The sequence below is a fragment of the Ensifer adhaerens genome (genome assembly GCF_013283195.1).
GTDB classification, from domain to species: Bacteria; Pseudomonadota; Alphaproteobacteria; order Rhizobiales; family Rhizobiaceae; genus Ensifer; species Ensifer adhaerens_G.
Genome location: NZ_JABEKT010000001.1, coordinates 674236 through 700215, shown reverse-complemented (window position 1 = coordinate 700215; position 25980 = coordinate 674236). Strand labels below are relative to the sequence as shown.

30 protein-coding genes are annotated in these 25980 nt (G+C 63.2%); 16 read left to right on the top strand and 14 right to left on the bottom strand.

What is annotated here, in order from left to right; translation table 11 throughout:
• Positions 1-13: 13 nt before the first annotated feature.
• Entirely contained in the window at positions 14-487 is a 474-nt protein-coding gene (locus LPJGGPFB_RS03260; protein ID WP_115418698.1) for an Lrp/AsnC family transcriptional regulator, read from the bottom strand.
• Positions 488-717: 230 nt separating this feature from the next.
• On the opposite strand from LPJGGPFB_RS03260, the gene LPJGGPFB_RS03255 reads away from it, so the two are divergent.
• The 5 genes from LPJGGPFB_RS03255 to LPJGGPFB_RS03235 all read left to right on the top strand — a co-directional run bounded on the left by LPJGGPFB_RS03255 (position 718) and on the right by LPJGGPFB_RS03235 (position 4119).
• Entirely contained in the window at positions 718-1887 is a 1170-nt protein-coding gene (locus LPJGGPFB_RS03255) for an amino acid aminotransferase (RefSeq protein WP_173418713.1), read from the top strand.
• Between the two features lie 30 nt (positions 1888-1917).
• Complete coding sequence (locus LPJGGPFB_RS03250) at positions 1918-2538, top strand: YitT family protein (protein WP_173418712.1); 621 nt, start codon at positions 1918-1920, stop codon at positions 2536-2538.
• A 78-nt stretch (positions 2539-2616) separates the two neighbouring features.
• Complete coding sequence (locus LPJGGPFB_RS03245) at positions 2617-2976, top strand: ArsC family reductase (RefSeq protein ID WP_173418711.1); 360 nt, start codon at positions 2617-2619, stop codon at positions 2974-2976.
• A 16-nt stretch (positions 2977-2992) separates the two neighbouring features.
• Entirely contained in the window at positions 2993-3466 is a 474-nt protein-coding gene (gene ybaK, locus LPJGGPFB_RS03240; protein ID WP_173418710.1) for a Cys-tRNA(Pro) deacylase, read from the top strand.
• 68 nt (positions 3467-3534) lie between these two features.
• Entirely contained in the window at positions 3535-4119 is a 585-nt protein-coding gene (locus tag LPJGGPFB_RS03235) for a dual specificity protein phosphatase family protein (protein ID WP_173418709.1), read from the top strand.
• A gap of 4 nt (positions 4120-4123) precedes the next feature.
• Here the strand turns inward: LPJGGPFB_RS03235 and LPJGGPFB_RS03230 are convergent, their stop codons facing one another.
• Entirely contained in the window at positions 4124-4579 is a 456-nt protein-coding gene (locus LPJGGPFB_RS03230) for a MarR family winged helix-turn-helix transcriptional regulator (protein ID WP_234902757.1), read from the bottom strand.
• A gap of 86 nt (positions 4580-4665) precedes the next feature.
• On the opposite strand from LPJGGPFB_RS03230, the gene LPJGGPFB_RS03225 reads away from it, so the two are divergent.
• The 4 genes from LPJGGPFB_RS03225 to LPJGGPFB_RS03210 all read left to right on the top strand — a co-directional run bounded on the left by LPJGGPFB_RS03225 (position 4666) and on the right by LPJGGPFB_RS03210 (position 8428).
• Positions 4666-5337, top strand: coding sequence for a glutathione S-transferase family protein (locus LPJGGPFB_RS03225; protein ID WP_173418708.1), 672 nt, complete (start codon positions 4666-4668; stop codon positions 5335-5337).
• Positions 5338-5415: 78 nt separating this feature from the next.
• Complete coding sequence (locus tag LPJGGPFB_RS03220; RefSeq protein ID WP_173418707.1) at positions 5416-6303, top strand: MBL fold metallo-hydrolase; 888 nt, start codon at positions 5416-5418, stop codon at positions 6301-6303.
• Between the two features lie 80 nt (positions 6304-6383).
• On the top strand, positions 6384-7637 hold the full coding sequence (locus LPJGGPFB_RS03215; RefSeq protein WP_173418706.1) for an aminopeptidase: 1254 nt from the start codon (positions 6384-6386) through the stop codon (positions 7635-7637).
• Complete coding sequence (locus LPJGGPFB_RS03210; RefSeq protein WP_173418705.1) at positions 7634-8428, top strand: pyrroline-5-carboxylate reductase family protein; 795 nt, start codon at positions 7634-7636, stop codon at positions 8426-8428. Before LPJGGPFB_RS03215 ends, LPJGGPFB_RS03210 begins: the two co-directional genes overlap by 4 nt.
• A 93-nt stretch (positions 8429-8521) precedes the next feature.
• On the opposite strand, the gene LPJGGPFB_RS03205 is transcribed toward LPJGGPFB_RS03210, so the two are convergent.
• Positions 8522-9400: an EamA family transporter gene (locus tag LPJGGPFB_RS03205; protein ID WP_173418704.1), complete on the bottom strand. Its 879-nt coding sequence runs from the start codon at positions 9398-9400 to the stop codon at positions 8522-8524.
• Positions 9401-9505: 105 nt separating this feature from the next.
• On the opposite strand from LPJGGPFB_RS03205, the gene LPJGGPFB_RS03200 reads away from it, so the two are divergent.
• A complete protein-coding gene (locus LPJGGPFB_RS03200; protein ID WP_173418703.1) occupies positions 9506-9988 on the top strand; it encodes a MarR family winged helix-turn-helix transcriptional regulator in 483 nt (160 codons plus the stop codon).
• 31 nt (positions 9989-10019) lie between these two features.
• Here LPJGGPFB_RS03200 and LPJGGPFB_RS03195 read toward each other — a convergent pair whose 3' ends face one another.
• From LPJGGPFB_RS03195 to xseA, 3 genes are all read right to left on the bottom strand, one after another.
• Positions 10020-10610: an NAD(P)H-dependent oxidoreductase gene (locus LPJGGPFB_RS03195; protein ID WP_173418702.1), complete on the bottom strand. Its 591-nt coding sequence runs from the start codon at positions 10608-10610 to the stop codon at positions 10020-10022.
• Positions 10611-10794: 184 nt separating this feature from the next.
• Entirely contained in the window at positions 10795-11379 is a 585-nt protein-coding gene (locus LPJGGPFB_RS03190) for a chloramphenicol phosphotransferase CPT family protein (RefSeq protein WP_173418701.1), read from the bottom strand.
• 135 nt (positions 11380-11514) lie between these two features.
• Positions 11515-13113, bottom strand: coding sequence for an exodeoxyribonuclease VII large subunit (gene xseA, locus LPJGGPFB_RS03185; RefSeq protein ID WP_173418700.1), 1599 nt, complete (start codon positions 13111-13113; stop codon positions 11515-11517).
• Positions 13114-13289: 176 nt separating this feature from the next.
• Between xseA and LPJGGPFB_RS03180 the strand changes: the two genes are divergently transcribed.
• Positions 13290-13517 carry a hypothetical protein gene (locus tag LPJGGPFB_RS03180; RefSeq protein ID WP_173418699.1) on the top strand — a complete coding sequence of 76 codons (228 nt, stop codon included), beginning with the start codon at positions 13290-13292 and terminating at the stop codon, positions 13515-13517.
• Positions 13518-13523: 6 nt separating this feature from the next.
• On the opposite strand, the gene LPJGGPFB_RS03175 is transcribed toward LPJGGPFB_RS03180, so the two are convergent.
• Positions 13524-14303 (bottom strand): helix-turn-helix transcriptional regulator, encoded by a 780-nt coding sequence (locus LPJGGPFB_RS03175; RefSeq protein WP_173418698.1) that lies wholly within the window; start codon positions 14301-14303, stop codon positions 13524-13526.
• A 195-nt stretch (positions 14304-14498) separates the two neighbouring features.
• Between LPJGGPFB_RS03175 and LPJGGPFB_RS03170 the strand changes: the two genes are divergently transcribed.
• Complete coding sequence (locus LPJGGPFB_RS03170) at positions 14499-14906, top strand: hypothetical protein (protein WP_173418697.1); 408 nt, start codon at positions 14499-14501, stop codon at positions 14904-14906.
• A gap of 350 nt (positions 14907-15256) precedes the next feature.
• Here the strand turns inward: LPJGGPFB_RS03170 and LPJGGPFB_RS03165 are convergent, their stop codons facing one another.
• Positions 15257-16243, bottom strand: a complete 987-nt coding sequence (locus tag LPJGGPFB_RS03165; RefSeq protein WP_173418696.1) for a Gfo/Idh/MocA family protein — start codon at positions 16241-16243, stop codon at positions 15257-15259.
• A gap of 177 nt (positions 16244-16420) precedes the next feature.
• Here LPJGGPFB_RS03165 and LPJGGPFB_RS03160 point away from each other — a divergent pair, with 177 nt between their 5' ends.
• Both LPJGGPFB_RS03160 and LPJGGPFB_RS03155 read left to right on the top strand, forming a co-directional pair.
• Positions 16421-17371 carry an aldo/keto reductase gene (locus LPJGGPFB_RS03160; RefSeq protein ID WP_173418695.1) on the top strand — a complete coding sequence of 317 codons (951 nt, stop codon included), beginning with the start codon at positions 16421-16423 and terminating at the stop codon, positions 17369-17371.
• Positions 17372-17390: 19 nt separating this feature from the next.
• Positions 17391-17846, top strand: a complete 456-nt coding sequence (locus LPJGGPFB_RS03155; RefSeq protein WP_173418694.1) for a GNAT family N-acetyltransferase — start codon at positions 17391-17393, stop codon at positions 17844-17846.
• A gap of 6 nt (positions 17847-17852) precedes the next feature.
• On the opposite strand, the gene LPJGGPFB_RS03150 is transcribed toward LPJGGPFB_RS03155, so the two are convergent.
• Entirely contained in the window at positions 17853-18743 is an 891-nt protein-coding gene (locus tag LPJGGPFB_RS03150; RefSeq protein ID WP_173418693.1) for a LysR family transcriptional regulator, read from the bottom strand.
• A 220-nt stretch (positions 18744-18963) separates the two neighbouring features.
• On the opposite strand from LPJGGPFB_RS03150, the gene LPJGGPFB_RS03145 reads away from it, so the two are divergent.
• Together LPJGGPFB_RS03145 and LPJGGPFB_RS03140 are read left to right on the top strand one after the other, a co-directional pair.
• A complete protein-coding gene (locus LPJGGPFB_RS03145; protein WP_173418692.1) occupies positions 18964-19959 on the top strand; it encodes an aldo/keto reductase in 996 nt (331 codons plus the stop codon).
• 105 nt (positions 19960-20064) lie between these two features.
• A complete protein-coding gene (locus LPJGGPFB_RS03140; RefSeq protein WP_173418691.1) occupies positions 20065-20424 on the top strand; it encodes a nuclear transport factor 2 family protein in 360 nt (119 codons plus the stop codon).
• A gap of 108 nt (positions 20425-20532) precedes the next feature.
• On the opposite strand, the gene pheT is transcribed toward LPJGGPFB_RS03140, so the two are convergent.
• The 5 genes from pheT to rpmI all read right to left on the bottom strand — a co-directional run bounded on the left by pheT (position 20533) and on the right by rpmI (position 25955).
• Entirely contained in the window at positions 20533-22959 is a 2427-nt protein-coding gene (gene pheT, locus LPJGGPFB_RS03135; protein ID WP_173418690.1) for a phenylalanine--tRNA ligase subunit beta, read from the bottom strand.
• 29 nt (positions 22960-22988) lie between these two features.
• Positions 22989-24071: a phenylalanine--tRNA ligase subunit alpha gene (pheS, locus tag LPJGGPFB_RS03130; RefSeq protein ID WP_173418689.1), complete on the bottom strand. Its 1083-nt coding sequence runs from the start codon at positions 24069-24071 to the stop codon at positions 22989-22991.
• Between the two features lie 317 nt (positions 24072-24388).
• Complete coding sequence (locus tag LPJGGPFB_RS03125) at positions 24389-25216, bottom strand: BUD32 family EKC/KEOPS complex subunit (RefSeq protein ID WP_173418688.1); 828 nt, start codon at positions 25214-25216, stop codon at positions 24389-24391.
• Positions 25217-25307: 91 nt separating this feature from the next.
• Complete coding sequence (gene rplT, locus LPJGGPFB_RS03120) at positions 25308-25712, bottom strand: 50S ribosomal protein L20 (RefSeq protein ID WP_025425551.1); 405 nt, start codon at positions 25710-25712, stop codon at positions 25308-25310.
• Positions 25713-25751: 39 nt separating this feature from the next.
• Complete coding sequence (gene rpmI / locus LPJGGPFB_RS03115; RefSeq protein ID WP_025425550.1) at positions 25752-25955, bottom strand: 50S ribosomal protein L35; 204 nt, start codon at positions 25953-25955, stop codon at positions 25752-25754.
• Positions 25956-25980 lie beyond the last annotated feature (25 nt).

The window sequence follows — 25980 nt, the reverse complement described above, 5'->3', positions numbered from 1 at the left end:
GGCGTTCCGGATTTCAGGGTGCCATCGTCGCAGACATCTTCGGGCTATCGAGCAGGATTGTCGAGCGCAGCGTCTTGATCTCGCCGATCTGCTCGAACTCGCTCCAAAGCAGGCGCTTGTAGTCGGCGACATCGCGCACCGCGATCTTCAAGAGGAAGTCGAAATCGCCGGCCACCGTGTGGCACTCCACCACCTCGGGCATGCGCGATACCAGCTCGATGAAACGCTGCCCGACCTTGCTGGCCGTCCGCTCCAGCGTCACCTCGAGAAAGGCCTGGAAGCCGACGCCCGCTGCCTTCGGATCGACCACGACAGTTTGCCGGATAACGCCTGCCGAATAGAGCCGCGCCAGACGGCGTGAAAGCGGCGCCGGCGACAGCCCGACCCGCGCGGCAAGCTCGTTGTTGCTTCGCGATGCATCCTCGACAAGCAGCCGGATGATCCGTCTGTCGATCGCATCGAGTTCGGTGGCTCCGCGCTCCGCCATCAGACAACCCTCTCCTGCATTTTCCGCGATCCGCGCAAATCGGCAAAAGAAATGCATCGATCTACGCAATTCGATCTATGCGAATATTGTCCCTGTGGCAAATACGTCGTCGATTTTGCGCGGTGGTTGCCTTAATGAAGAGGCCAGTCGGGCGGCCGGAGGGCGGCCACCGGCACGACCTTTCTCGACCGCTCATCGCTACTCTGTCACTGCCAAGGGGGAATTCCGGCATGTTCGACGCTCTGACCCGCCAACCCGACGATCCGTTGCTGGCCCTGATCGGGCTCTACCGCAAGGACGAGCGCCCCGGAAAGGTCGATCTCGGCGTCGGCGTCTACCGCGACGAGACAGGCCACACGCCGATCTTCCGCGCGGTCAAGGAAGCGGAGAAGCGCCTGCACGAAACACAGGACAGCAAGGCCTATGTCGGCCCCGAGGGCGATCTCGTTTTCGTCGATCATCTCTGGACGCTAGTTGGCGGCGACACGATCAATCGCAGCCATCTTGCCGGCGTGCAGACGCCCGGCGGCTCCGGCGCACTCAGACTTGCCGCCGACCTGGTCCGCCAGATGGGCGGCAAGCGCATCTGGATCGGCCTGCCGAGCTGGATGAACCATGCCAGCATCTTCAAGGCTGCGGGCCTTGAGACAGCCGGCTATCCATTCTTCGACGTGCCCTCCCAGACCGTTCTCTTCGACACCATGATGAGCGCGCTGCAGGGTGCTTCGGCCGGCGACGCGGTACTGCTGCATGCCGGCTGCCACAACCCGACCGGCGGCGTCATCACCGAGGCGCAATGGCTGGAGATCGCGGCCGTCGTCGCCGAGCGCGGCCTGCTGCCGCTGGTCGACCTTGCCTATCAGGGTTTTGGCCGCGGCCTCGAGGAAGATGTCGTCGGTCTTCGCCATCTCATCGGCATCGTTCCGGAAACGCTGATTGCCGTCTCCTGCTCGAAGTCGTTCGGCCTCTACCGCGAACGCACCGGCGCAATCTTTGCCGTCACAACCTCATCCTCGTCGGCCGACACGGTTCGCTCCAACCTCGCCGGTCTCGCCCGCACCAGCTATTCGATGCCGCCGGACCACGGTGCCGCGATCGTGCGCACCATCCTGTCGGACGCGGACCTGGCGCGCGACTGGAAAGAAGAGCTCGAAACCATGCGCCTGCGCATATCCGGCATCCGGCAGTCGCTGGCGGAGGGCCTGCGCGACCGCTGGCAGGCACTTGGCGCCATCGCGGCCCAAGAGGGCATGTTCTCGCTGTTGCCGCTGGCTGAGGCGGATGTCATGCGGCTCCGCAACGAACACGGCATCTACATGCCGGGCTCCGGCCGCATCAACATTGCCGGACTGAAGACCGCCGAAGTCGGTGACGTCATCGGCAAGCTCAAGAACCTCTAAGGACCGGCAGCCAGGATGAAGACCGAGCGCATGATCGATACAACCGAAGTCCCCACGGAACGCCACCGCCTTTATGAAGACGCGCTGGCGATCCTGACGGGCACGCTGATCATGTCGCTCGGCGTCATCATCTACAGCAAAGCGATGCTCTTGACCGGCAGCACCTCCGGCCTCGCGCTTTTGTTGCAGTATGCGACGGGCGCACAGTTCTGGCTGGTGTTCTCGCTGATCAACCTGCCGTTCTACGTGCTGGCGATCAAACGGCTCGGCTGGATGTTTGCGCTGCGCACTTTTCTTGCCGTCACCCTTGTGGCGCTGTTTTCGAAATTGACGGCGGGATGGGTGGAGTTCGCCAGGCTCGACCCGATCTACGCGACCGTCGTCGGTGGCGGGCTGATGGGAACCGGGCTGCTGATCCTCTTTCGCCATCGCACCGGGCTCGGCGGCATCAACATTCTGGCGATCTATCTGCAGGAGAAGTTCGGCATCCGCGCCGGCTATTTCCAGCTGGCCGTGGACCTCGCGATCCTGGCTGCGGCCTTCTTCATACTGCCACCAGCGAACCTCGTTCTGTCCGTGGTGGGTGCTGCCGTCGTCAACATGACCCTTGCCATCAACCACAAGCCGGGTCGCTATGCCGGCGTGACCTGAGACAACGTCTTCCCTCTGTGAACGAGGGAGGCTATCACTCCCGGCACGAATTGCCCGCAAGGCAGGAAAGGCATGGGAATGACGGTCACGATCTACGGCATCAAGAACTGCGACACGATGAAGAAGGCACGCACCTGGCTCGACGGGCAGGGCATCGCCTATCGCTTCCACGACTACAAGGCCGAGGGCATCGACCGCGACCATCTCGATCGCTGGTGCGAGCAGGCTGGCTGGGAAATCGTGCTCAACCGCGCCGGCACCACCTTCCGCAACCTGCCGGACGCCGACAAGCAGAACCTCGATGCCGACAAGGCCATCGCGCTGATGCTGGCCCAGCCGTCGATGATCAAGCGCCCGGCGCTTGAGGCCAACGGCAACCTGATGATCGGCTTCAAGCCCGACCTCTACGAAGCCCTGTTCGACAAGGCGAACGCCTGACGCCCGGAGCCGCACGATGTCCAAGACCACCCGCGCGACGCAGATGCTGGCCAAGGCCGGTGTTGCCTTCAGCGTCCACACCTACGACTACGACCCGAATGCCGAGCGCGTCGGCCTGCAGGCGGCGGAAGCATTGGGCGAGGATCCGAGCCGGGTGCTGAAGACGCTGATGGCCGAGGTCGACGGCAAGCCGGTCTGCTGCGTCGTGCCGTCCGATCGTGAGGTCAGCATGAAGAGGCTGGCCGCAGCCTTCGGTGGCAAGTCGGCGGCGATGATGAAGCCGGCCGATGCCGAACGGCTGACCGGATATCATGTCGGCGGCATCAGCCCGTTCGGGCAGAAAAAGCTGGTGCCGACAGCGATCGAAGAGGCCGCCCTTTCCGAAACGCAGGTCTATATCAATGGCGGCCAGCGCGGGCTGCAGGTGCGGCTTGCGCCTGCCGACGCGCGGGATGTCCTGAAGGCAGCGGCAGTGCCGCTGATTGCCTGAAACACGCCATCAAAACATCACGGATGCTGGCTACATCTCAAATCCTCGAGGTTTTTGAAAGCCCGTCCATGTTATCAGGATTGATCCGGCGCCCGAAGCGCTTTGCCCGTCGCCTCATCCTTGCGGTGGCGGTCGCCGCCGCAGTCAGCGTGCTTTATCTCATGGCACTGCAATGGACGGGCAACTTCCACACCCTGGTTGCGGGCGAGGTCTACCGATCGGCCCAGCCGAGTTCGCGTTCGATTGCCGCCTATTCCAAGGCCTACGGCATCCGCACCATTCTCAACCTGCGCGGCGAGAGTGATGCCCGCTGGTACCGCGACGAAGCGGCAGCCGCCCAGCGCAACGGCATCCGTCTCATCAATTTCCCGATGTCCTCGTCATCGGCCATCAGCCTGAAGCAAACAGAAGCGCTAATGGCGATCCTGCGCGATGCGCCGAAGCCGCTCCTGATCCATTGCAAGGCCGGCGCCGACCGGACCGGCCTGGTGTCGACGATCTACCTGCAACAGATTGCCGGCGTCGATGAAGAGACGGCTGAATGGCAGCTGTCGCCGATCTACGGCCATGTGGCCCTGCCCTACTTTTCCCCGACCTTCGCCATGGACGAGACCTGGGAAGCGCTGGAGAAATCCTTCGGGCTCGACAGCTAGCGTTTCAGCGCAATTTACCGAGCAGCCGCGCCAGTTCTTGCGCTTCATCTGCGCTCAGTTTCGCGCCCAGGTGGGTCTCGATCGAGCCGGAATAGACCTGCCACATGCGCTTGCGCATGGCGCGCCCCTCGTCTGTGACGACCACCCAGAGCCCGCGGCCGTCAGCATCAAAAGTCTCGCGACGGACAAGCCCTCCCCGCTCAAGCCGATCGATCAGGCGCGAGAGGTTATATTGGGCAAGCAGGGTGCGGGACTCGATTTCGAAGGGGCGCAGCTTGCCGCCGTCCGCCTGTACCAGTTCCCACAGCACGTCGTACCAGCCAAGCGGCGGTAGGCCAGCCTTCTTGAAATCGACTTCGATCGCCTGGAGCACGCGCCGCTGTGCGCGCATAAGGCCGATCCAGGCCTGGGTGACAGCCTGTGTCGGATGCGGCTCCGTATTTTCCGAAAAATCGTTCATAGATGCAATTACATCGAACTTGAAATCGCTGGCAAGCCTACATACATGCAATTGCATATATATAGATCCAACCCTGGAGATCGCCTGTGACAAGCACCCTCACCTTGGTCAGCCATCATCTCTGCCCCTATGTCCAGCGGGCTGCAATCGCGCTTGCGGAAAAGAACGTCGCCTTCGATCGCGTCAATATCGATCTCGCGGCCAAGCCCGACTGGTTCCTGAACATCTCGCCGCTCGGCAAGGTGCCGCTGCTGCAGATCCCGCAGACGTCGGGCGAAGCCGTGCTGTTTGAAAGCTCGGTGATCTGCGAATATCTCGAGGAAACGCAGACCGGTGTCCCGCTGCATCCGACTGACGCGCTCGAACGGGCGCGCCACCGCGGCTGGATGGAATACGGCTCGTCGATCCTCTCGGACCTCTGGGGCTTCGAGACCACCGGGGATGCCGACATCTTCGAGCAGAAGCGACAGGCGGTCGCGGCAAAATTCGCGACAGTCGAAGCCGTGCTCGGCGACGGCCCCTATTTCGCCGGCCATGGCTTCTCGCTGGTCGATGCGGTCTTTGCACCGATCTTCCGTTACTTCGACCTTTTTGACACTCTGGTCGAGCACAGGATTTTCGACGGCCTTACCCGTGTGTCCGCCTGGCGGCGGACCCTGGCGGAGCGTCCGAGCGTCAAGGCTGCCGTGGCATCGGACTACGGCGAGCGGTTGATGACGTTCCTGAAACAGCACGACGCCTATCTGCTGCGCGCGTAACAGAGCGCGTGCTCGCACTTCTTTTTCGCTACGCGCCGTCCTATGACGGATGCAAACCTGGCGAAGGAGAAGCCGGCCATGCCTGATATGACGTCAACCCTGACGATACTGCAGCCCTATCCCGGCATCTTCGCCTATTACGACGGCCGGATCGCCGGGACCCGGCTGCACTCGGAGGGACCGAACTGGCTGGACGACGGCGCCTATGCGCTCGGCGTCGCGTCCTATGCCATCGTCGATGGCGGCGAAGCGCTCGTCTACGACACCCACATCTCGCTGCCACACGCCGAAGCGATCCGGACCCATCTCGAAAGCCTCGGCGTCACCTCGATCCGGGTGGTTCTCAGCCATTGGCACAAGGACCACGTAGCCGGAAACGCCGTCTTTGCCGATTGCGAGATCATCGCACTGACGTTGACGGCAGAACGGCTTGCCGAGAACCGCGAAAAAATCGAAACGGCGACGCCGCCGATCCACCCCCTCGTCATGCCCACCCGCCTGTTCGAAGGAAGGCTCGACCTGAAAGTCGGGCAGCGGACGGTGGAACTGCACCACTTCGCCATTCACAGCGCCGACGGCAATGTGCTCTGGCTGCCTGAGGAAAAGCTGCTGCTGGCCGGCGACACGGTCGAAGACTGCGCCACCTTCATCGCCGAAGCCGAGCATGTCGCCACCCATATCGCCGAGCTGAAGCGCCTGCGTCGCTTGCCGATCGCCCACATCCTGCCGAGCCATGGCGACCGCGACCGCATCTCGGCCGGCGGTTACGACGGCACGCTGATCGATGCGAACCGAAGCTACCTTGAACGCTTGGAGAAGGCGGCAGCGGAGGGAGCGCAGATCGGCTCGCTCAAGGACTTTGTCGCCGACGAGATCGCTGCCGGTTCGATCCTCTATCTCGCGCCCTATGAAGACGTCCACGACAGCAATGTCGCCAGAATGCGAGCCGCAGCCAAGGCCAACTGAGGTTTGCAACCGTCAGCCTTCATTTTCGCCGCAAACAGCACTAAGTCTTGTGCGTCCGATTTCATAACGACAGGCAGATCATGACCTATCCCGCCAACACCCCCACCCCGATCGATCCGGTCAAACTCGACAAGCTCGCGGAAGTCGCCATCAAGGTCGGCCTGCAGTTGCAGAAGGGCCAGGACCTGGTGATGACGGCGCCGATCGCCGCCATGCCGCTGGTGCGCGACATCACCAAGCACGCCTACAAGGCCGGCGCCGGGCTGGTGACGACCTTCTACTCCGACGAGGAGACGACGCTGGCGCGTTACGAACATGCGCCCGACGAAAGCTTCGACCGGGCGAGCGCCTGGCTCTACGAGGGCATGGCCAAGGCCTTTGCCGGCGGTGCGGCGCGCCTCGCCATTTCCGGCGACAACCCGATGATGCTGTCCGCCCAGGACCCGAGCAAAGTCGCGCGCGCCAACAAGGCCAATTCCATTGCCTACAAACCGGCGCTGGAAAAGATCTCGAACTTCGACATCAACTGGAACATCGTCTCCTATCCCAACCCCTCCTGGGCGCGGCTGGTGTTCCCGAACGACCCGGAGCCGATCGCGGTGGAGAAGCTCGCAAACGCCATCTTCGCGGCCTCGCGCGTCGATCTCGACGATCCCGTCGCCGCCTGGAATGCGCACAACGCCAACCTGGCGCGCCGCTCCGCCTGGCTCAACGGCGAACGCTTTGCCTCGCTGCATTTCACCGGACCCGGCACCGATCTGGTCGTCGGGCTGGCCGATGGCCACCTGTGGTGTGGTGGCGCCTCGGAAGCGAAAAACGGCGTCATCTGCAACCCGAATATTCCGACCGAAGAGGTCTTCACCACGCCGCATGCGCTGCGCGTCGAAGGCCATGTCTCCTCGACCAAGCCGCTGTCACACCAAGGCACGCTGATCGACAACATCCAGGTCCGCTTCGAAGGCGGACGCATCGTCGAGGCGAAGGCCTCGCGCGGCGAGGAAGTGCTGAACAAGGTGCTCGATACTGACGAGGGCGCGCGCCGGCTCGGCGAAGTGGCGCTGGTGCCGCATTCCTCGCCAATCTCGGCAAGCGGCATACTGTTCTACAACACGCTGTTCGATGAAAATGCCTCGTGTCACATCGCGCTCGGGCAGTGCTACTCCGGCTGCTTCGTCGACGATACCAGCCTGACCCCGGAGCAGATCCGCGCCCAGGGCGGCAATTCGAGCCTGATCCATATCGACTGGATGATCGGTTCGGGCCAGGTGGATATTGACGGCGTGCGCGCCGACGGCAGCCGCGTCCCCGTCATGCGCCAGGGCGAGTGGGCTTGACGCGACTAGGCGTCATCGGTGGCGGCGGCTGGCTGGGCAAGGCCCTGTTGCTGGCCGCCCTTGCCGATGGGGTGATTGCCGGGGAGGCGTTGACCGTCTCCTCGCGCAGCGGCTCTGTGGCAGGGTTCGATCCCTGGCCGGGTGTCCGCCAGACGAACAGCAATCCTGAACTTGCAGCCGATGCAGATGTGGTAGTGCTGTCCGTGCGCCCGCAGGATCTTGACGCCATCGCGATCGACCTCTCCGGCAAGCTGGTCATCTCGGTGATGGCGATGGTTTCGCTTGACGACCTTGCCACCCGTTTCAAGGCTCGCCGCATCATCCGGGCAATGCCGAACGCTGCCGCCGAAAAGCGGCTCTCCTTCACGCCTTGGCTTGCCAGCCCCGATGTGACGGATGCGGATTGCGCATTTGCCGATCGGTTCTTCAATGCATCCGGTCAAGCGCAGAGGATCACGACGGAAGCGGAGCTCGACTACTTTACGGCGCTGACCGGCTCCGGCCCGGCGTTTCTCGCCGCCTTTGCCGATGCCATGATCTCCGACGCCGTAATCAGTGGCATCGGGAGGGATATCGCCTTGTGCGCCGTGCGCCAGCTTTTCCTTGGCAGCAGCGCGCTGATGGCTGGCAGCGAGCAGACGCCCGCCGAAATCGTACAAACGTTCCTCGACTACGCCGGTACGACTGCCGCCGGGCTTGAGGCCATGGCCGCGGCCGATATCCGCACGCCGATCGCACGCGGCCTGACGGCCGCCGCGGCGAAGGCGGCGGCCGGCACGCGAAGGCAATAGGTCGGCCGTCGTTTTCTGAAGCGCTCGCTCTGCGTTGCGGCCGCATACTTCTCGACTTTCCGAACGAGCCCGCCCCGTGGCAGGCTCGGCCTTTCATGCACGGGCAGGCCGAACCCGGGGCGCCAATTGCGCTCGCTGGCTCAGCCAGACGCTGATGAGCACGACCAGAATGCCAAGCGCCTGGACCGGGGTCAGCCGCTCATCGAGAACGCCCCAGCCGAGCAGGATGGCGACAACAGGGCTAAGGAAGCCGAGCGGCGCGACGGCCGAGGGCTCGAGGCGCGACAGCCCCCGGAACCAGAGAAGGTAAGTGAAGGCGGCGCCAACAAGGCCGAGATAGGCAAGGCCGGCAACGTTTGCGGCTGTCAGGCTCGGCAAGGCCGGTTCGAAGAACAGGGCGACCGGGACCAGCAACAGTCCTCCGGCGGCGAGTTGCCAGGCGGTGAAGGTCAACGGCGGCACCGGTGGCGCCCAGTGGCGGCTCAACACCGTGCCGAAGGCCATGGACACGGCGCCGGCAAGACCGGCCAGCACGCCAAGCGGATCGAGCGTGGCTCCGGGCGTCAGCACCAGCAGGCCGACGCCGACAATGCCGGCAAGGCCGGCGACGATGCTGAGCATCCGGATCGGCGACCCCAGAAAGACGCGCGACAGGAGAATAACGATCAGCGGCTGGATCGCGCCGACGGTCGCGGCCACTCCACCCGGCAACCGATAGGCGGACACGAACAGCATCGCCCAGAAGAACGAGAAATTGAGCGCTCCGAGCAGGAATGTGCGCGGCCACCAGATGCCTGAGGGCAGCCGGCGAACGATGAGGAGGAGCAACAGCCCCGCCGGCAAGGCACGCAACATTGCGACTGTCAAAGGGTAGCCCGGCGGCAGCAATTCGGTCGTAACCAGATAGGTGCTGCCCCAGATGGCGGGTGCCAGCGCGGTCAAAGCGAGGTCGAGGTTGCGGGTCGCGCTCATATCTTTACCTCAAGAATCTCTATATCAAGATAAATTGACGATAACAGAGTTTCTCTCTACGTCAAGATACTCTATAGCTGGCACGGAAGTAGCGGAGGCTTTGTTATGGATCGTGTCGACAGGATATTGGCGCAATGGCACCGGGAACGGCCTGATCTCGACGTGTCTGCCATGGGGCTTCTCGGCCGCCTCGGACGATTGTCGACCCATATCGGCCGGGAGATCGAGAAGACCTTTTCCGAACGCGGTCTCTCCTCGTCGAGCTTCGACGTGCTCGCGACGCTGCGCCGCTCCGGCCCACCCTTCAGGCTTTCCCCCGGCGACCTCCTGGCGACCACCATGGTCAGCTCCGGCACGATGACCAATCGTATCGACCAGCTGGAGAAAGCAGGCCTGGTAGAGCGGCTCGACAATCCCGATGACCGGCGCGGCGTGATCATCGCCTTGACCGAGGAAGGGCTGAAACGCGTCGACGAGGCCGCGACCGCCCATGTGTCCAACCAGCACCGGGTCGTTGCCGAGCTGTCGCCCGAGGAGCGGGCGAACCTGGACGCGCTGCTGCGCAAGTATCTCGCGGCTTTCGAATAACGGGGCGAATAGACCGGGCGAACAGACCGGCTCAGATCCTTGCCGCCAGTCGGCGCACGCGCGCCAGATGCGCCTTGCGCTTCTCGTCGGTTGCCCGGTCCATGTCGTGCAGGCTGAGCATGCGGAAATCGAGACCCTTGGCGCAGAAGGCGGCGATGCCGCGCTTCAACAGCCGCCGCACGGGATTGCCCATATAGAGATGCACCACCCACCAGGGCGATCCGGTCGTCGTCAACGCCCAGAATAGCTTGATGTTCTTAAGCCGCGGGATGATGCGGCCGCCGGCCGGATCGTTGTCGAAAGCGACGCCCGGCACGAAGACGCGATCGAAGAAGCCTTTCAGGATCGCCGGGAAATTGAACCACCATTGCGGAAAGACCAGAACGATCCCATCGGCTGCCTGTAGCCGCGCGATCAGCCCGGCCGTCAGGCTGGCGTCGTAGTTCTCAGTGAAATAGCTGTCGCGCTCCGCCTTGCTCAGCCTCGGATCGAAATCCTCGCGATAAAGATCGAGCAGATCGACGGAATGGCCACCGCCGACAAGCACCTCATGCGCTTGCCGGGCAACGCTTGCGGCAAAGCTGTCTTCGAGCGGGTGGGCAAGCACGAGCAGAATGCGCATCCATTATTTCCCATGGCATAGAGCTGGCATCAAAATGATCGCAGAACAAATGCTGTGAAAAATCAGCTCGTTGCAACCATATTCGCTCCACTTGCAAAGAACTGTGCTTCTCCAGGACAGGAAACCCGACGCCAGCAAGGCAACGGCTTTCCGGGCGTCTGCGGATCCGGGAAAATCCGCCCAGTCAGGCAGACCGGTCGGTGCGTGACGCCCGTGCTTCCAGCGCAAGCGCCTCGAAAACGGTTGGCGAACGTCGCGACACCCAGGCAGACATCAGTTGCGCGACGTTCTCTTCAACGGGCCGTCCCGAAGAAAGCTCAAGGTCGTAGCGCTGCCCCTCGTGGATCCGATGAAAATCGTCTGCGGCACTGCCGATCGGCCTGTCCGCGCGCAGCGTTTCCCGCCGGACGAGCTCCTCGAGCTCGCAGTGAAGCCCGACGAAGAAGACATCGAAAGGCTCGAGCATCAACGCCAGGTCAGACGCCAAGCCGGGCTCCTCGAGAATATGCTCCAGCAGGAGATTGTTGCCGGCCGAGGCATAGGCGACCAGAGAGCGGTGGAACCCATCGAAGAAACGGGCCCGGTATTCCTTCCAGCGAAAGTCGCCGCGCCTGAACCGTTCCATCGGCACCATGCCCGAGTCACGAAGATGATCGATCGAAACATGCCAGAACGGTTCGTTGAGCTGCGCCTGGACCGCACGCGCCAGCGTGGATTTTCCGCTGCTGGAAGCGCCGTGAATGAAGATGATCCTGGCTCGTTCGACCATGTCTGATGTCCGTTCCGCTGAATGCCGCTGTCGGTCGGGGTATGCCGTTCCCGCAACAGGCGGATGAAGGCAGGCACACCCAAGCGGATCGGCGCGCAACGGACCGCATTTGCGACCGTATGGCGTTACGCTCCGCTAGAACAGGTTGCCCTGTTTCGGCGGATCGCCGCCGGGATTACCGGGTTTCGGCTGCTTCTTCCTGGTGGCCGCCTGCGCCGGTGGCTCACCGCCTTCACCGGCGATCGCCGAAACGCTGCCGTCGGCAAATTCCAGCGACAGCGCCATGCCAGGCGCGATGGCGGCAGCCTGGCGAACCGGACCACCCTCCCCGTCGCGCACCAGCGCAAAACCGCGTTGCAGGACATTGCGATAGGACAGCGACTGCAGGATGCGGTCCTGCGCGGCGATGACGCCCGTCAACCGGCGGATATCCGTGCGGATTGCTGCGTCGGAGCGGGCTGCAAGACCGGCGACAAGATCGGTCGAACGATGGATCTGGGCGAGCAGGCGCGAGGGTAGTCCGCGCAGCGCGGCATCCGCCGCCGACACGCGCGACTGCCCCCGGTGCACCTGCCGTTCGACGACCCGGTCCGCACGGCTCATCGCATCGTTGATCCGCTGCCGGCGATCGCCGAGCCTTGCCTTGAGCAGATCCGGCCTGAGTTCGGCGGAAGCGCGCTCGAACAGCCGGCGCTTGTTTACGGTGTTCATCATCAGGCCGCGCCCGAGGCCGAGAGCGGCCTCGTCGAAACGGCGGCGCGGCAGTGCCAGCAGTTGGTCGAGCGACGGCAGCGCCCGGGCAAGCGATCGCACCGCCTGACGGCGGTTTTCCATCTGCCTGACCATGCCGGCTTTCAACCGCGCCGAAAGGCCGGAAACCTCAGCTTCAAGATCGGCCTTGACCGGAACGGCCATTTCCGCTGCCCCGGTCGGGGTCGGTGCCCGCTGGTCGGCGGCATAGTCGATCAGCGTCCAGTCGGTCTCGTGGCCGACGGCCGAGATCAAGGGGATGACGGACGCGGCTGCCGCCCGCACGACCGCCTCGTCGTTGAACCCCCAGAGGTCTTCGAGACTGCCGCCGCCGCGCGCGACGATCAGGACGTCCGGCCGGGCGATCGGCCCGCCGGGTTCGCATTCGTTGAAGCCGCGAATGGCCGCCGCCACTTCGTCTCCAGATCCTTCGCCCTGAACCCTGACGGGCCACACGACCACGTGCACAGGGAAGCGGTCGGCGATGCGGTGGAGGATATCGCGAATGACGGCGCCGGTCGGCGAGGTCACCACGCCGATCACCCTGGGCATATAGGGCAGCGGTCGTTTGCGCGCCGCGTCGAACAGGCCTTCGGCGCCCAGTTTGCGCTTGCGCTCTTCGAGCAGTGCCATCAGCGCGCCGGCGCCTGCCGGCTCCAGCGTCTCGATGACGATCTGGTATTTCGACGACCCGGGGAAGGTCGTGACCTTGCCGGTGGCGATCACTTCCATGCCCTCTTCCGGGCGGAAACGAAGGCGCGAGAACGTGCCCTTCCAGATCACCGCATCGATGCGTGCCCGGTCGTCCTTGAGCGCGAAATAGGCGTGCCCCGAGGAGTGCGGACCGCGATAGCCCGAGATTTCGCCGCGCACGCGGACCTGATCGAAGGCCTGCTCGACCGTGCGCTTGATCGAGCCGGAAAGCTCGGAGACCGAGTATTCGGCGAGATTGCTCGGAGAATCGTTGTCGAAGATGGAGCTCATGGCACCAGTTTGCCGCCAGCGCCTGCCGAAGGCCAGCCTTTGGCGCCACGCTCAACAGACCTTTTGCCATTTCAAGCGCGCTTGAAGCGGACATGGCTAGAGTTGGCCGCGTCGGTTAAACGAAATTTAGCGCCGTTGCGGCAGGATGATCGGCATCCTTCCAGAAACGGAATTCCATGATCGTCATAGCCGCCTTCGTTCTTGGCATTGCCACCTGCTGCCTGCGGTCGGCGCCGGTCTGCGTGCTCATTGCCGTGGCGTTGGCTGCTGCGGGCGCACTGTCCGGCTCGATCGCCGGAACCGACAATTGGCTGGAGATTGCGGCGGCGATTGGCGGCTACAACATGGGTGTCGCGCTCGCATTGTGCGGCGCCATCGCCGTCGGATTGTCACACGACCGCTAGGCCCGTTCAGCCCTTTCTTTCGAAGAAGTTTTTCGTTTCCTCGTCAGCGGGAAAGAAGGATTCGATCAGCACACCTTCCACCAGGGCGTCCTGCGTCGAGCCGAAGGTCTGGAGCGTGGTGATGAAGCTCAAGGTCACCGGCCCGACCCGCAACTCGACTGGCAAGACCGGCAGACGGTCGGTATCCGGATAGTTTTCGACCGCACGCTTGACGGCGGGATCGGCCGCAAGCCTCTCGAGCCGCTTGCCAAGACGGCTCCTTGGCCCCTGTAGCCAGGCTTCGGTGCGCACGCGCTGGACCAGGTCGGCCGCGGCCGCCTCCCAATTGACGACGAGGGAGCGGACATTCTCCGAGGAAAGAAAGGCATCGAGAAAGTTCTGGCCGGGGTTGAACGGGACATCGGCCGAAACGGCGAGCGCCGCCAACGCCGGGTTGACGATCAGCAGCGTGTATTCGTGATCGAGCACCAGGCCCGGATAGGGATCGTGGCGCGCCAGGATCAGCCGGATGGCATTGGCAACGGCCGGCGGCATGGCATCGAGGCCCGAAGCAGGACGGGTCGTCATGCGCGGACGGAAGCCGGCAGCGGAAAACAGTGTGCCCTGGTCGCGCGCGGGAATGTCGAGCACCGAGGCCAGCCGCAGGATCATGCCTTCCGACGGCTTCGAGCGGCCGGTCTCGAGGAAGGAGAGGTGTCGCGTCGAGATGCCGGCGGCGACCGCGAGGTCGAGCTGGCTCATGCGGCGATGCCCGCGCCATTCCTTCAGATGATTGCCGAATTCCATCGATCCCGATCTCCGTTGCGCCGGCAGATTGGCGCAGACGCCAGGGAAAATCCATTACGTCCTGGGTAATGGAAACAATTATGCCGAGGCAATGCATGCACACACCCGGCGTAAGGAACGCATTACCCCTGAGGTAATTGGTTTCATGATCCTGCGGCAGCAAACTCCTGGCATCGACAACCAATGGAGCCTGATATGTTGACCCTTTCCAACCGCAGCCTGCTCAACAAGACCTTCATCGCCGACGGCGCATTTTCGCTCCTCGTCGGCGCGATCCTAATCGTCGACGCGGCACCGCTCGCCGTCTTGATCAGCCCGGCCGCCACACCCTTGATGATGAAGCTGCTCGGCGTCGGACTGTTTGCCTGGGGCATTTTCCATCTCGCCGCCGCCCGCAACGGCGGGCCTGTATCGACTGCTGCCCGTGTCAGCATCGGCGGCGACATCCTGTGGCAGGTCGCAAGCCTCGCGCTGCTGGCGACCGCCTACAACTCACTCACCGCCATCGGCGTCGGCCTCGTGATCATCGGCATCATCGGGGTCGCCGACTTCCTGTTCTTCAAGCTGAAAGGGTTTTCGAGGGAGCGCGCAGCGCTTGCGTGAAGCCGCGGGGACAAAAGCCCGCTGACAAATGCGCGCTGGGTGAAACAGATCGCAAGCAGATCACCTTCTCCGTCATGCTCGGGCTTGACCCGAGCATCCAGTACCCTCAAGCCGCACACCATGGGGAAGGCTGGATCCTCGGGTCAAGCCCGAGGATGACTGGAGACAGGTCGGAAGGCGCAATCACATTGTCATTCTTGCAAGGCCGCCGACGCAAGCCGGTGGCAATTGCAGCTCCCTGGGGACCTCAACAGCCCGGGAAGAGCTGCGAAAGCGCTCTTCTATTCGCTCTGACACAAGTCCCGATAGAAAGCTGCCTCACAGTCCGCCTGAAAACGCGTTTTGCCTGATCAGATCTTCTCCCAGCCGTCCTTGTCGCTGGCGCGGTAGATGGCATCGATGAGCTTCTGGTTAAGCCTGGAGTTTTCGAGCGTCACAACTTCCTCCTGCTCCCCCTTGGCCGCGCGCGCAAACGCTTCGGCCTGCAGCTTGTACTGGCGCGCATCCTGGAAGCGGAAGAGCTGGGACTGGGCGTGGTTCTGATTGGTCAGTTCCACTTCCTCACGACCGTAGCGGTCGGCATTGAACGGCGACTTCACCTCGATGAAGCCCTTGTCGCCGTGGAAGACCATGACCTGGCGGGCGGCAAGCTGGGTGGAGATATAGAAGCTCAGTTCGAAATCGCCGAAATCGGCGCGCACGCTCGAATAGATGTCGGTGCCGAATTCCGGATCGCGGTCGGTGCTCGCCTGCACGCGCACCGGCTCCTTGCCCGTGACGAAACGGGTGGTGATCGTCGGGTAGACGCCGATATCCGGCAGGCCGCCGCCGCCGAGCGCCGGGATGTTGCGCATGTTGCCGGGGTCGCGGTTGAAATAGGTGAAGGCACCCTGCACATGCCGCAGCCGGCCGATCGCCCCTTCTTCGAGCAGCGAGCGGACCTTGCGCCAGACGGGGCTGTAGGTGACCATGAAGGCCTCGGCGATCAGCACCTTGTTGCGGTCACGCGCGGCAATCAGCTGATCGATCTCCGACGCCCGAAGTGCGATCGGCTTTTCGCAGAGCACATGCTTGCCGGCATTGGCGGCCTTGATCGTCCAGTCCACATGCTGCGACGTTGGCAGCGGGATATAGACCGCATCGATCGTGTCGGAGGCGAGCATCTCCTCATAGGAGCCGAAGGCATGCGGCGCGGAAAAGCGGTCGGCCATGGCGCGCGCCTTTGAAAGGTCGCGACTGGCAACTGCCGAAACGACGCAGTTCTCGGCGTCCTGGATGGCGGGCACGACGAGATCGCGGCCGATCTTGGCCGTAGACAGAATTCCGAAACGAAACATGGCGGGGCTCCCTGATTAAGCGCCGGAGATTAGCGGCGAGGTACGTACCTATCAAGCGGCGACACGCGATAAAAAAGACCGGCGGCAGGTGACAAACTTCGTTCGCTTGCCTTATGTTCCTGCCGGCAATCCTCCCGATCGCGCACTTGCTTTCATCCAGTCCAATGGAGCGAAACCATGGAAAAACGCAGACTTGGCCGCACCGACCTCGCAATCGCGCCGCTCGTCTTCGGCGGCAATGTCTTCGGCTGGACGGCGGACGAAAAGACGTCCTTCGCCCTGCTCGATGCCTTCTTCGATGCCGGCCTCAATGCCATCGACACCGCCGACGTCTACTCCTCCTGGGCGCCAGGAAACCAGGGCGGCGAATCCGAGACGATCATCGGAAAATGGCTGAAACAGTCCGGTCATAGCCGCGACAAGGCCGTCATCGTCACCAAGGTCGGCTCCGAGCTTGGGCCTGAGCGCAAGGGGTTGTCGCGCCGCTGGATCCTGCAGGCGGTCGAAGATTCGCTGAAGCGGCTGCAGACGGATTACATCGACCTTTACCTGTCGCACTGGCCCGATCCCGAAACCCCTTACGAAGAAACGCTTGCCGCCTACGACCAGCTGCTGTCTGACGGCAAGGTGCGCGCGATCGGCGCTTCGAACCTCAACTCGCTGCAACTGCGCGAAGCGCTGGATGTCGCCGCCAGTGGCGGCCTGCCGCGTTATGCGGTGCTGCAGCCGGAATACAATCTCTACGACCGCGACAGTTTCGACGGCCCCGTGCGCGATCTGTGCGTCAGCGAAGAAATCGGCGTCATCAGCTATTTCGGTCTGGCGCGCGGGTTCCTCTCGGGCAAGTACCGCACCCATAAGGATCTGGAGGGCTCAGCGCGCGGCTCCGGCGTCGAGAAATATCTCGATGGCCGCGGCATGCGCATTCTCGGCGTTCTCGACGAACTTGCGGAGGAAACCGGAGCGACGCAGGCGGAGATCGCACTCGCCTGGGTCCGAAATCGCAAGGGCATCACCGCCCCCATCGCCAGCGCCACCAATCTCGACCAACTGGCGAGCCTCATCCGCTCGGCGGAGCTGACGTTGAGCGATGAGGCCATGCGCAAGCTCAACGACGTCAGCGAATAACAGAGGCAAGACGAAGGCCATGGCATTGAATGTACGGGCGGCGACCGCCCGCGATGAAGCGCACTGGCGCGGCCTGTGGGCCGGCTATGTCGCCTTCTCGGGCACCGAACTCGCCGAGGATATCATCGGCCTGACCTGGAGCCGGCTGATCGATCCCGCAGCGCCGCTTTTTGCCCGGCTGGCCATTCTCGATGACGAACCGGTCGGCTTCGCCATCTGCCAGGAACAGCTGGCAACCTTCTTCCGGCGCCCTGTCTGCTACATCGAGGATCTCTATGTCGATCCGTCGGCACGCGGAAAGGGCGTCGCCCGCGCGATGATCGACGATCTGATCGTGCTCTGCCAGGCGTCGGACTGGGACCGGCTCTACTGGTACACGGAACGGGACAATGCGGTGGCACGCCGCCTCTATGACCGCTATTCGGCAACCGACGAGCACGTGCGCTACAAGCTGAATTTCGGCACGTTCGGCTGACGCCCCCTATCCGGCATACTTGAAGAAGTCGATGAAGGCGCGAAGAGCCGGGCGCATCTGCCGCCGGCTGGGATAGTAGAGAAACGGGCCGGCATAGGGCGCACACCAGTCGTCGAGCACGCGGATCAGCCGTTCTTCGGCGATCGCAGTTTCCACGCGCGCGAGGAAGAGATAGGCAAGCCCTGCCCCACCGATCGCCGCCTTGATGATCGGCCTGTCTTCACCGAGGATCAACGGCCCCTCCACTGCGACCGTCAGCTCCTCGCCCTCTCTCTCGAACTCCCAGCGATAGAGCGTGCCGTTGGAAAAGCGTCGCCGGATGCAGCGATGGGCGGCGAGATCGCGCGGGTGCGAGGGCCTGCCGAAACGCGCGAAGTAATCGGGCGATGCGACCACAGCACTTTCGAGTTCCGGGCCGACCTTGACGGCGATCATATCGGCTTCGAGGCTTTCGCCCAGCCGAATGCCGGCGTCGTATCCCTCCTCGACGATATCGGTGAAGCCGTCTTCATTGGCGATTTCCAGCACGATGTCCGGGTAGCGATCGAGGAATTCGCCGAGCCGAGGCGCCAGGATGAGATCGGCGGCAAACCGCGGCGCGGTGATGCGCAGATTACCGGCAGGCCGGTCACGCGTATCGGCCACGGCCTCCAGCGCGTGGGCGATCTCGTCGAGCGCCGGCGCGAGCCGCTCCAGGAGCCGTCGCCCTTCCTCGGTCGGTGCGACGCTGCGGGTGGTGCGCGCCAGAAGCCGAACACCAAGGCTTGTCTCAAGACTGCCAACAGCATGACTGACCGCCGAAGGCGCTATCGCAAGTTCGCGGGCGGCACCGCGAAAGCTGCCATGGGCGGCAACGGCGGCAAGGACTGCTAGTTGAGAAAGCTGGGTTCTGTTCATTGATCTAAATTATAGAACGGCCCGTGAGAATTGACAGGGATTTTCACGCGTACGCCACGGGCCTACTCTTTCACTGTCGTCACGGCCACGCGGCACGCAGAAGCAGCACCGCTTAAATCCTGCTGGCAGGCCGCTGACGAATGATGGGCGTTCCATGCCATGCGTTTGCGGGCCACCTCAGCTCGCCTGCATGGCCGCCCCCACCCCGAAAGGACACCACATGAAGACCCGCAAACTCGGGAATGAACTGACCGTCTCTGCCGTCGGTCTTGGCTGCATGGGCATGAGCTTTGCCTATGGCGGTGCCGACGAGGCGGAATCGATCCGCACGCTGCAGCGCGCCGTCGACCTTGGCGTCACCTTCTTCGACACGGCCGAAGTCTATGGCCCCTATGAGAATGAAAAGCTTGTCGGCAAGGCGCTCAAACCCTTGCGTGACCAGGTGGCGATCGCTACCAAATTCGGCTTCCGCATCGAGCCGGGCAAGCCGGCGGCAGAGGCGATCAAGGGCATCGACGGACGTCCGGAAAACGCCAGGGCCGTGGCCGATGCCTCGCTGAAAAGGCTGGGGATCGATGTGATCGATCTCTACTACCAGCACCGCGTCGACCCCGCCGTTCCGATCGAGGAAACGGTTGGCGCGATGGCCGATCTGGTGCGCCAGGGCAAGGTGCGCACACTCGGCCTTTCCGAGGCAAGCGCCGAAACCATCCGCCGCGCCCACAAGGTGCACCCGATCACAGCGGTTCAGAGCGAATATTCGCTCTGGACGCGTGACCCGGAAGAGGACGTGCTTGCGGCCTGCCGCGAACTCGGCATCGGCTTCGTGCCCTACAGTCCGCTCGGGCGCGGCATGCTGACGGGCACGATCCGCAAGGCGGACGATCTGGCCGCCGACGATTTCCGCCGCTCACTGCCGCGTTTCCAGGCGGAAAACCTCGGCGCCAATGCCGCCCTCGTCGATACCCTGGAGACGCTCGCGCGCGAAAAAGGCGTGACCGCGGCGCAACTGGCGCTCGCCTGGGTGATCAACCAGGGCGACTTCATCGTGCCCATTCCCGGCGCCAGAAAGCTCAACCACCTGGAACAGAATGCGGCGGCGGCCGATATCGTTCTCACCGTCGACGAACGCGCCCGGTTGGGCGATGCGCTGTCGCCGGCGCTCGTTGCCGGGAAGCGCTACAGCGAGGCGTCGCTGGCGCTCACCAATCGTTGAACGCCCAGGCCCCGCCTCCTTGCCGAGGCGGGGCATATCCCCATCGAATTTTGAGCCGGGCGCACTACCTCTTCCGTCGTGACCAACAATTGCGGAGGAGCGGGAATGTCCGACGAGCAGGCGATCAGCGCGGTGGTGCATCTCTATGTCGACGGCATGGCCTTTGCCAACGAGGGTGCGTTGCGCAAGGCGTTTCACCCTGATGCGGCGATCATCGGCAACTACAGAGGCGCGCTCGAATGGATGACGCGCGACGGCTTCATCAAAGCGGTTCTGGATCAGGGAGGCGCCCCGCCCGGGACCCAGCCGGAAATGGATGTGGAGATGACCGACATTGCCGGCGACGCGGCGACGGTCAAGGTGATCGACAGCTTTGCCGGCGAGCGCTTTTCCGACTATCTGTCGCTGGTCAAGATCGACGGACGCTGGGTCATCGTCAACAAGATCTACCATCTTCACGGCTGATGACCGGGTCGAGCGGAGGCTGGCATCGATGCGATGCTGTGCGGACGCCGAATGCAAAAAGGCCGCTGCAAGCAGCGGCCTTTGTAGCGACTATGACTTGAACGGCCTTCAGGCGCGCAACACGCCGCCGGTCGTCTTGGTGACGTTGGCGACGATCTTGGCCGTCAAGGCTTCGAAATCCTCGTCGGTCAGCGTGCGCTCGATCGGCTGGATCGTCACTTCGATGGCGATCGACTTCTTGCCCTCGCCGAGCGATGCCCCCTCAAACACGTCGAAGACGCTGACGCCGGTCACCAGCTTGCGGTCGGCACCGGAGGCCGCGCGCAGGATCGCGCCTGCCTCTACGCCCTTGTCGACGACGAAGGCGAAGTCGCGCTTGACGGCCTGCAGCGAAGAAAGATCGAGGGCCGGCTTGGTGCGGGTCGCCTTCTTCTTCGGTTCCGGCATGGCGTCGACATAGATCTCGAAGCCGCAGAGCGCGCCGGAAACGTCGAGCGCCTCGAGCGTCTTCGGATGGAATTCGCCGAAGGAGCCGAGCACAATCTTCGGGCCGAGCTTGATCGTGCCGGAGCGGCCGGGGTGATACCAGGCCGGACCACCGGCTTCGAACTGGACATTGCCCATCGGCACGCCGCAGGCTTCGAGCACCGCGATCGCGTCAGCCTTGGCGTCGAAGACGTCAACCGGCTTGCCGCCACCCTTGGCCGCATTCGACCAGAGACGACCGGCGCCGGTGAGCGATGCGGTGCCGCGGCGCACGCCGCCGGCAACGCGGCGCTGCTGGTCCGGGCCGTCACCCTCGTAGGTGCCGGAGACTTCGAAGAGCGCGACGTCGCCAAAACCCTTGTCGGCGTTGCGCTGAGCCGCCGACAGCAGGCCCGGCAACAGCGACGGGCGCATGTCGGACATATCGGCAGCAATCGGGTTGGCAAGCTTGAGCGCCGGCGAACCGCCGCCGAAGAGCTTGGCCTGATCCTCCGAAATGAACGACCAGGTGACGGCCTCGAGCATGCCGCGGCTTGCAAGCGCGCGCTTGGCAAGGCGGGTGCGGATCTGCAGCGTCGTCAGGATCTTGCCGTTGACGGTGCCATGGCTTGGCAGGGGTGCGGCGACGATGTTGTCGACGCCGTGGATGCGCATCACCTCTTCGACGAGATCGGCCTTGCCGTCGACGTCAGGGCGCCAGGACGGCACCGAAACCTTGACGCGCTCGCCCGAACCCTCGACGCCGAAGCCGAGCTTCGTCAGGATCGCGACGCTCTCCTCGGACGACACTTCAAGGCCGGTCAGGCGCTTGACCTCGGACATCGGAAAATCGACAATCTTCGCGGTGTAGCCCGCATAGCCGACGACTTCGGCCTTGGCCGGCTTGCCGCCGCAGAGTTCTACGACCAGTTCGGTTGTGCGCTCGAGGCCTGGCACCATGTATTCCGGGTCGACGCCGCGCTCGAAGCGGTAGCGCGCATCGGTGATGATGCCGAGCGTGCGGCCGGATTTGGCGATGTTCATCGGATCCCAGAGCGCCGATTCGATCAGGACTTCGGTGGTGTTTTCGTCACAGCCGGAGTGTTCGCCGCCCATGATGCCGCCGATCGACTCGATGCCATTTTCGTCAGATATGACGACGTTGTTCGGGCCGAGCTTGTATTCGCGCTGGTCGAGCGCAAGCACGGTTTCGCCGTCCTTGGCACGGCGCACAGTCAGGTTGCCTGCAACCTTGGCCGCGTCGAAGACGTGCATCGGCCGGCCCTGGTCGAAGGTCATGTAGTTGGTGATGTCGACCAGCGCGTTGATCGGGCGAAGACCGATCGACAGCAGCCGCTGCTGCATCCACTTTGGCGACGGGCCGTTCTTGACACCGCGCACCAGGCGCAAGCCGAAGCCGGGGCAAAGGTGCCGGTCGTCGCCAAGATCGATCGTCAATTTGACCGGGGTCTCGCCTTCGACCGCAAAGGACGGCGCCGGGCGGGCCTTCAGCGTGCCGAGGCCGGAGGCTGCAAGGTCGCGGGCGATGCCGTAGACGCTGGTGCAATCCGGGCGGTTCGGGGTCAGGTTGATCTCGATCATCGGATCGTCGAGGCCGGCGTAAGTCGCATAGCTCGTGCCGACGGGCGCATCGTCCGGGAGGTCGATGATGCCGTTGTGGTCGTCGGAGATTTCAAGCTCCTTTTCCGAGCACATCATGCCGTGGCTTTCGACACCGCGAATGTTGCCGACGGAGAGCGTGACGTCGATGCCGGGCACATAGGTGCCAGCAGCAGCAAAAGCGCCGACGAGGCCGGCGCGCGCGTTGGGCGCGCCGCAGACGACCTGAACTGGCGCGCCTGTTCCGGTGTCGACCTTCAGCACCCTCAGCTTGTCGGCATTCGGATGCTGCTCGGCGGAAACGACCTTGGCGATGACGAATGGCTTGTAGGCGGCCTTGTCGTCGACGTCCTCGACCTCGAGCCCGATCATCGTCAGGCGCGCGCAGATCTCTTCCAGCGAAGCTTCGGTTTCAAGGTGGTCCTTGAGCCAGGAAAGCGTGAATTTCATGATTTCACCTGTGTCCTAATTTTGCGCGATCAGGCCGAAAGGCCGCCGAACAGCGTCGGCATGTCAAGCGGGCGGAAGCCGTAGTGGTTCATCCAGCGGACGTCGGCGTTGAAGAAGTCACGCAGGTCCGGCATGCCGTATTTCAGCATGGCGATGCGATCGAGACCCATGCCCCAGGCAAACCCCTGATACTCGTCCGGATCGAGACCGCCGGAGCGCAGCACGTTCGGGTGCACCATGCCGCAGCCGAGAATTTCCATCCAATCGGTGCCCTCGCCGAACTTGACGATCGGGCCGGAGCGGTCGCACTGGATGTCCACTTCGAACGACGGTTCGGTGAACGGGAAGAACGACGGGCGGAAGCGCATCGTCACCTGGTCGACCTCGAAGAAGGCCTTGCAGAACTCTTCCAGCACCCAGCGCATGTTGGCGACGTTTGCCGACTTGTCGACAACAAGGCCTTCGACCTGATGGAACATCGGCGAGTGGGTGGCGTCGGAATCCTGGCGATAGGTCTTGCCGGGGATGATGATGCGGATCGGTGGGTCCTGCGCTTCCATCGTGCGGATCTGCACCGGCGACGTGTGCGTGCGCAGCACCTTGCGCTCGCCCTTCTCGTCTTCATTGAAGAAGAAAGTGTCGTGCATCTCGCGGGCCGGGTGGCCTTCCGGGAAGTTCAGCGCCGTGAAGTTGTAGTAGTCGGTCTCGATGTCGGGACCTTCGGCAATCGAGAAGCCCATGTCGCCGAAGATCGCGGTGATCTCGTCGACAATCTGGCTGATCGGATGGATACGGCCACGCTCGGCCGGCGACGAGCGCACCGGCAGGCTGATATCGACGGTTTCGCGGGCAAGGCGCTCGGCAATCGCCTGGTCCTTCAGCGCCGACTTGCGGGCGGTGATCGCGTCTGCAACCGTGGTCTTCAGCGCATTGATCTGGGCGCCGCGGGTCTGGCGTTCTTCCGGCGTCATCGTCCCGAGCGTCTTCAGGAGCTCGGAGATCGAGCCCTTCTTGCCGAGCGCGCCAACGCGCACCGCTTCGATCGATCCTTCGTCGCCGGCGGCATCGATGTCCGCCAGCAGTGTCCGTTCCAGTGTTTCCAGTTCGCTCATTCTGTCCTGCCTCGATGCGGGAATGGGTTCGGTTCTAATACCAAGTCTCGATGATAGAAACCTATAGGACAGGCTCGATCGGGTTTTCTGGCCAGGAGAGGTACGCGGAGCGATGCTGATGCATCGGTCAAGGACCTTGACGCCGCCAGAAAGCCCGAGAAGCCTGCCGAAGGTGGTCCATGGTTGACCTCCGGCGTCGTTGCGGTGCTTGCCCGATGCGTCAGCATCGCGCTGCGCACCGCGCCTAGCCAGAGGTCAACCATGGTCCATCCTATAGGTTCCTATCATCGAGACTTGGTATCAATCGGTTGTTGTCTTCAGGATTGTGATTGCGTCGCGCCTGCCAGGTAGTCCGTGGCCGCCACAAAGCGCACGAGATCCTGGCCGTTCTGGATACGCAGGAGGAAGCGCGCCAGCGGAAGCAGTCGCGTGAAAAATGGCATGATCTGCGAGAGAGCGACGGCTGTCTCGGCCGGAGCGGCAAGTTTCCAGGCGGCAAAGGCCCGATCCGGCGTTTCGGCCTTCAGCGCGCGGCTTGCGATCTGCAGGAACAACAGCCAGACGTCGCGCGCCTGAGCGGTGGCAAGCGGCATGACCGCCGCTGGCTCCTCCTCGAAATCGAGGAAGCAGAACTCGCCGTCGTCGATGATGAAATCGCGGGGATGCGGGCGGCCATGGCAAAGCCCTGCTGCATGCAGACGGCCGAGCTCGGCGGCGCAGCGCACCAGGAGCGCGTCGTGCCCGTCGGCATCCGTGTCGCGCAATGCGCCCATTTGTTTGCTGACTGGAAGGCCCAGATGAGAAAGCACCAGCGCCGTCGTGCCGCGATAGAGGATTTGCGGCGTCTTGAAGCCGGCGGCGGAGAAAGCGTTGATCTGCCGGACCTCGCGGTCGAGCATGCCCTGCGGATCGAGAATGGGCGCCGGGCGAAGAATGGTAACGCCGGTCAGACGCGAGGCAAGCCACTGCAGGCGTTGGCCGATACGGGCACCGAGGCGCTGGTAACGCTTGATCCAGACCGCACGTTTCTTGAGCTGGCAGTGCTCGACACGGGACGATCCGCCGGCAAGTGCTGCCAGCAGAGCCGCCATGTCGTCGTCGTCAAGCTGCGGAACCGCAAGCGGCCCTCTTCGATCGTCGTGCACTTTCGTCTCGCAAAATAAGAAAAACCCGCGCTAGCCCTGCCAGCGCGGGTTTCCCAACAAAATTCAAGAACGGTTTTGGGAAAACGCTGGCTTAACGAACAGCGCTTTCAAACTCGTTGGTCGTACCGGCTTCCTTGAGGTAGGCAAGCGCCTTCTTGGAAGCTTCGACGAGGGCGCCGAATGCTGCCGGCTCATGGATAGCCATGTCGGACAGAACCTTGCGGTCGACTTCGATGCCAGCCTTGTTCAGGCCGTCGATGAAGCGGCCGTAGGTCAGGCCGAATTCGCGGACGGCAGCGTTGATGCGCTGGATCCAGAGAGCGCGGAAGTTGCGCTTGTTGACCTTGCGGTCGCGGTAAGCGAACTGCTTGGAACGATCAACCGCAGCCTTTGCAGCGCGGATGGTGTTCTTGCGGCGGCCGTAGAAGCCCTTGGCTGCCTTGAGTGTCTTCTTGTGCTTGGCGTGAGCGGTTACGCCGCGTTTTACACGTGCCATGTCATGATCTCCTTAACGTGTCCAAAATGCCTGAAAGTCTTAGAGACCGTTGGGCAGGTAGTTCTTGATGACCTTCTTGCCATCGGGCTCCGCGAGAACCATGGTTCCACGTGCGTCGCGGATGAACTTGTTGGAACGCTTGATCATGCCGTGGCGCTTGCCAGCAGCAGCTGCACGAACCTTGCCGGTAGCGGTGATCTTGAACCGCTTCTTGGCAGACGATTTCGTCTTCATCTTGGGCATTTTGCTACTCCATTTTCTTAAGAAT

Excerpts from the sequence above, each read along its gene's own strand:
- LPJGGPFB_RS03260 (WP_115418698.1), bottom strand. The coding sequence starts at position 487 with ATGGCGGAGCGCGGAGCCACCGAACTCGATGCGATCGACAGACGGATC.
- LPJGGPFB_RS03255 (WP_173418713.1), top strand. The coding sequence starts at position 718 with ATGTTCGACGCTCTGACCCGCCAACCCGACGATCCGTTGCTGGCCCTG.
- LPJGGPFB_RS03250 (WP_173418712.1), top strand. The coding sequence starts at position 1,918 with ATGATCGATACAACCGAAGTCCCCACGGAACGCCACCGCCTTTATGAA.
- LPJGGPFB_RS03245 (WP_173418711.1), top strand. The coding sequence starts at position 2,617 with ATGACGGTCACGATCTACGGCATCAAGAACTGCGACACGATGAAGAAG.
- ybaK (WP_173418710.1), top strand. The coding sequence starts at position 2,993 with ATGTCCAAGACCACCCGCGCGACGCAGATGCTGGCCAAGGCCGGTGTT.
- LPJGGPFB_RS03235 (WP_173418709.1), top strand. The coding sequence starts at position 3,535 with ATGTTATCAGGATTGATCCGGCGCCCGAAGCGCTTTGCCCGTCGCCTC.
- LPJGGPFB_RS03230 (WP_234902757.1), bottom strand. The coding sequence starts at position 4,579 with ATGAACGATTTTTCGGAAAATACGGAGCCGCATCCGACACAGGCTGTC.
- LPJGGPFB_RS03220 (WP_173418707.1), top strand. The coding sequence starts at position 5,416 with ATGCCTGATATGACGTCAACCCTGACGATACTGCAGCCCTATCCCGGC.
- LPJGGPFB_RS03215 (WP_173418706.1), top strand. The coding sequence starts at position 6,384 with ATGACCTATCCCGCCAACACCCCCACCCCGATCGATCCGGTCAAACTC.
- LPJGGPFB_RS03205 (WP_173418704.1), bottom strand. The coding sequence starts at position 9,400 with ATGAGCGCGACCCGCAACCTCGACCTCGCTTTGACCGCGCTGGCACCC.
- LPJGGPFB_RS03200 (WP_173418703.1), top strand. The coding sequence starts at position 9,506 with ATGGATCGTGTCGACAGGATATTGGCGCAATGGCACCGGGAACGGCCT.
- LPJGGPFB_RS03195 (WP_173418702.1), bottom strand. The coding sequence starts at position 10,610 with ATGCGCATTCTGCTCGTGCTTGCCCACCCGCTCGAAGACAGCTTTGCC.
- LPJGGPFB_RS03190 (WP_173418701.1), bottom strand. The coding sequence starts at position 11,379 with ATGGTCGAACGAGCCAGGATCATCTTCATTCACGGCGCTTCCAGCAGC.
- xseA (WP_173418700.1), bottom strand. The coding sequence starts at position 13,113 with ATGAGCTCCATCTTCGACAACGATTCTCCGAGCAATCTCGCCGAATAC.
- LPJGGPFB_RS03180 (WP_173418699.1), top strand. The coding sequence starts at position 13,290 with ATGATCGTCATAGCCGCCTTCGTTCTTGGCATTGCCACCTGCTGCCTG.
- LPJGGPFB_RS03175 (WP_173418698.1), bottom strand. The coding sequence starts at position 14,303 with ATGGAATTCGGCAATCATCTGAAGGAATGGCGCGGGCATCGCCGCATG.
- LPJGGPFB_RS03170 (WP_173418697.1), top strand. The coding sequence starts at position 14,499 with ATGTTGACCCTTTCCAACCGCAGCCTGCTCAACAAGACCTTCATCGCC.
- LPJGGPFB_RS03165 (WP_173418696.1), bottom strand. The coding sequence starts at position 16,243 with ATGTTTCGTTTCGGAATTCTGTCTACGGCCAAGATCGGCCGCGATCTC.
- LPJGGPFB_RS03160 (WP_173418695.1), top strand. The coding sequence starts at position 16,421 with ATGGAAAAACGCAGACTTGGCCGCACCGACCTCGCAATCGCGCCGCTC.
- LPJGGPFB_RS03155 (WP_173418694.1), top strand. The coding sequence starts at position 17,391 with ATGGCATTGAATGTACGGGCGGCGACCGCCCGCGATGAAGCGCACTGG.
- LPJGGPFB_RS03150 (WP_173418693.1), bottom strand. The coding sequence starts at position 18,743 with ATGAACAGAACCCAGCTTTCTCAACTAGCAGTCCTTGCCGCCGTTGCC.
- LPJGGPFB_RS03145 (WP_173418692.1), top strand. The coding sequence starts at position 18,964 with ATGAAGACCCGCAAACTCGGGAATGAACTGACCGTCTCTGCCGTCGGT.
- LPJGGPFB_RS03140 (WP_173418691.1), top strand. The coding sequence starts at position 20,065 with ATGTCCGACGAGCAGGCGATCAGCGCGGTGGTGCATCTCTATGTCGAC.
- pheT (WP_173418690.1), bottom strand. The coding sequence starts at position 22,959 with ATGAAATTCACGCTTTCCTGGCTCAAGGACCACCTTGAAACCGAAGCT.
- pheS (WP_173418689.1), bottom strand. The coding sequence starts at position 24,071 with ATGAGCGAACTGGAAACACTGGAACGGACACTGCTGGCGGACATCGAT.
- rplT (WP_025425551.1), bottom strand. The coding sequence starts at position 25,712 with ATGGCACGTGTAAAACGCGGCGTAACCGCTCACGCCAAGCACAAGAAG.
- rpmI (WP_025425550.1), bottom strand. The coding sequence starts at position 25,955 with ATGCCCAAGATGAAGACGAAATCGTCTGCCAAGAAGCGGTTCAAGATC.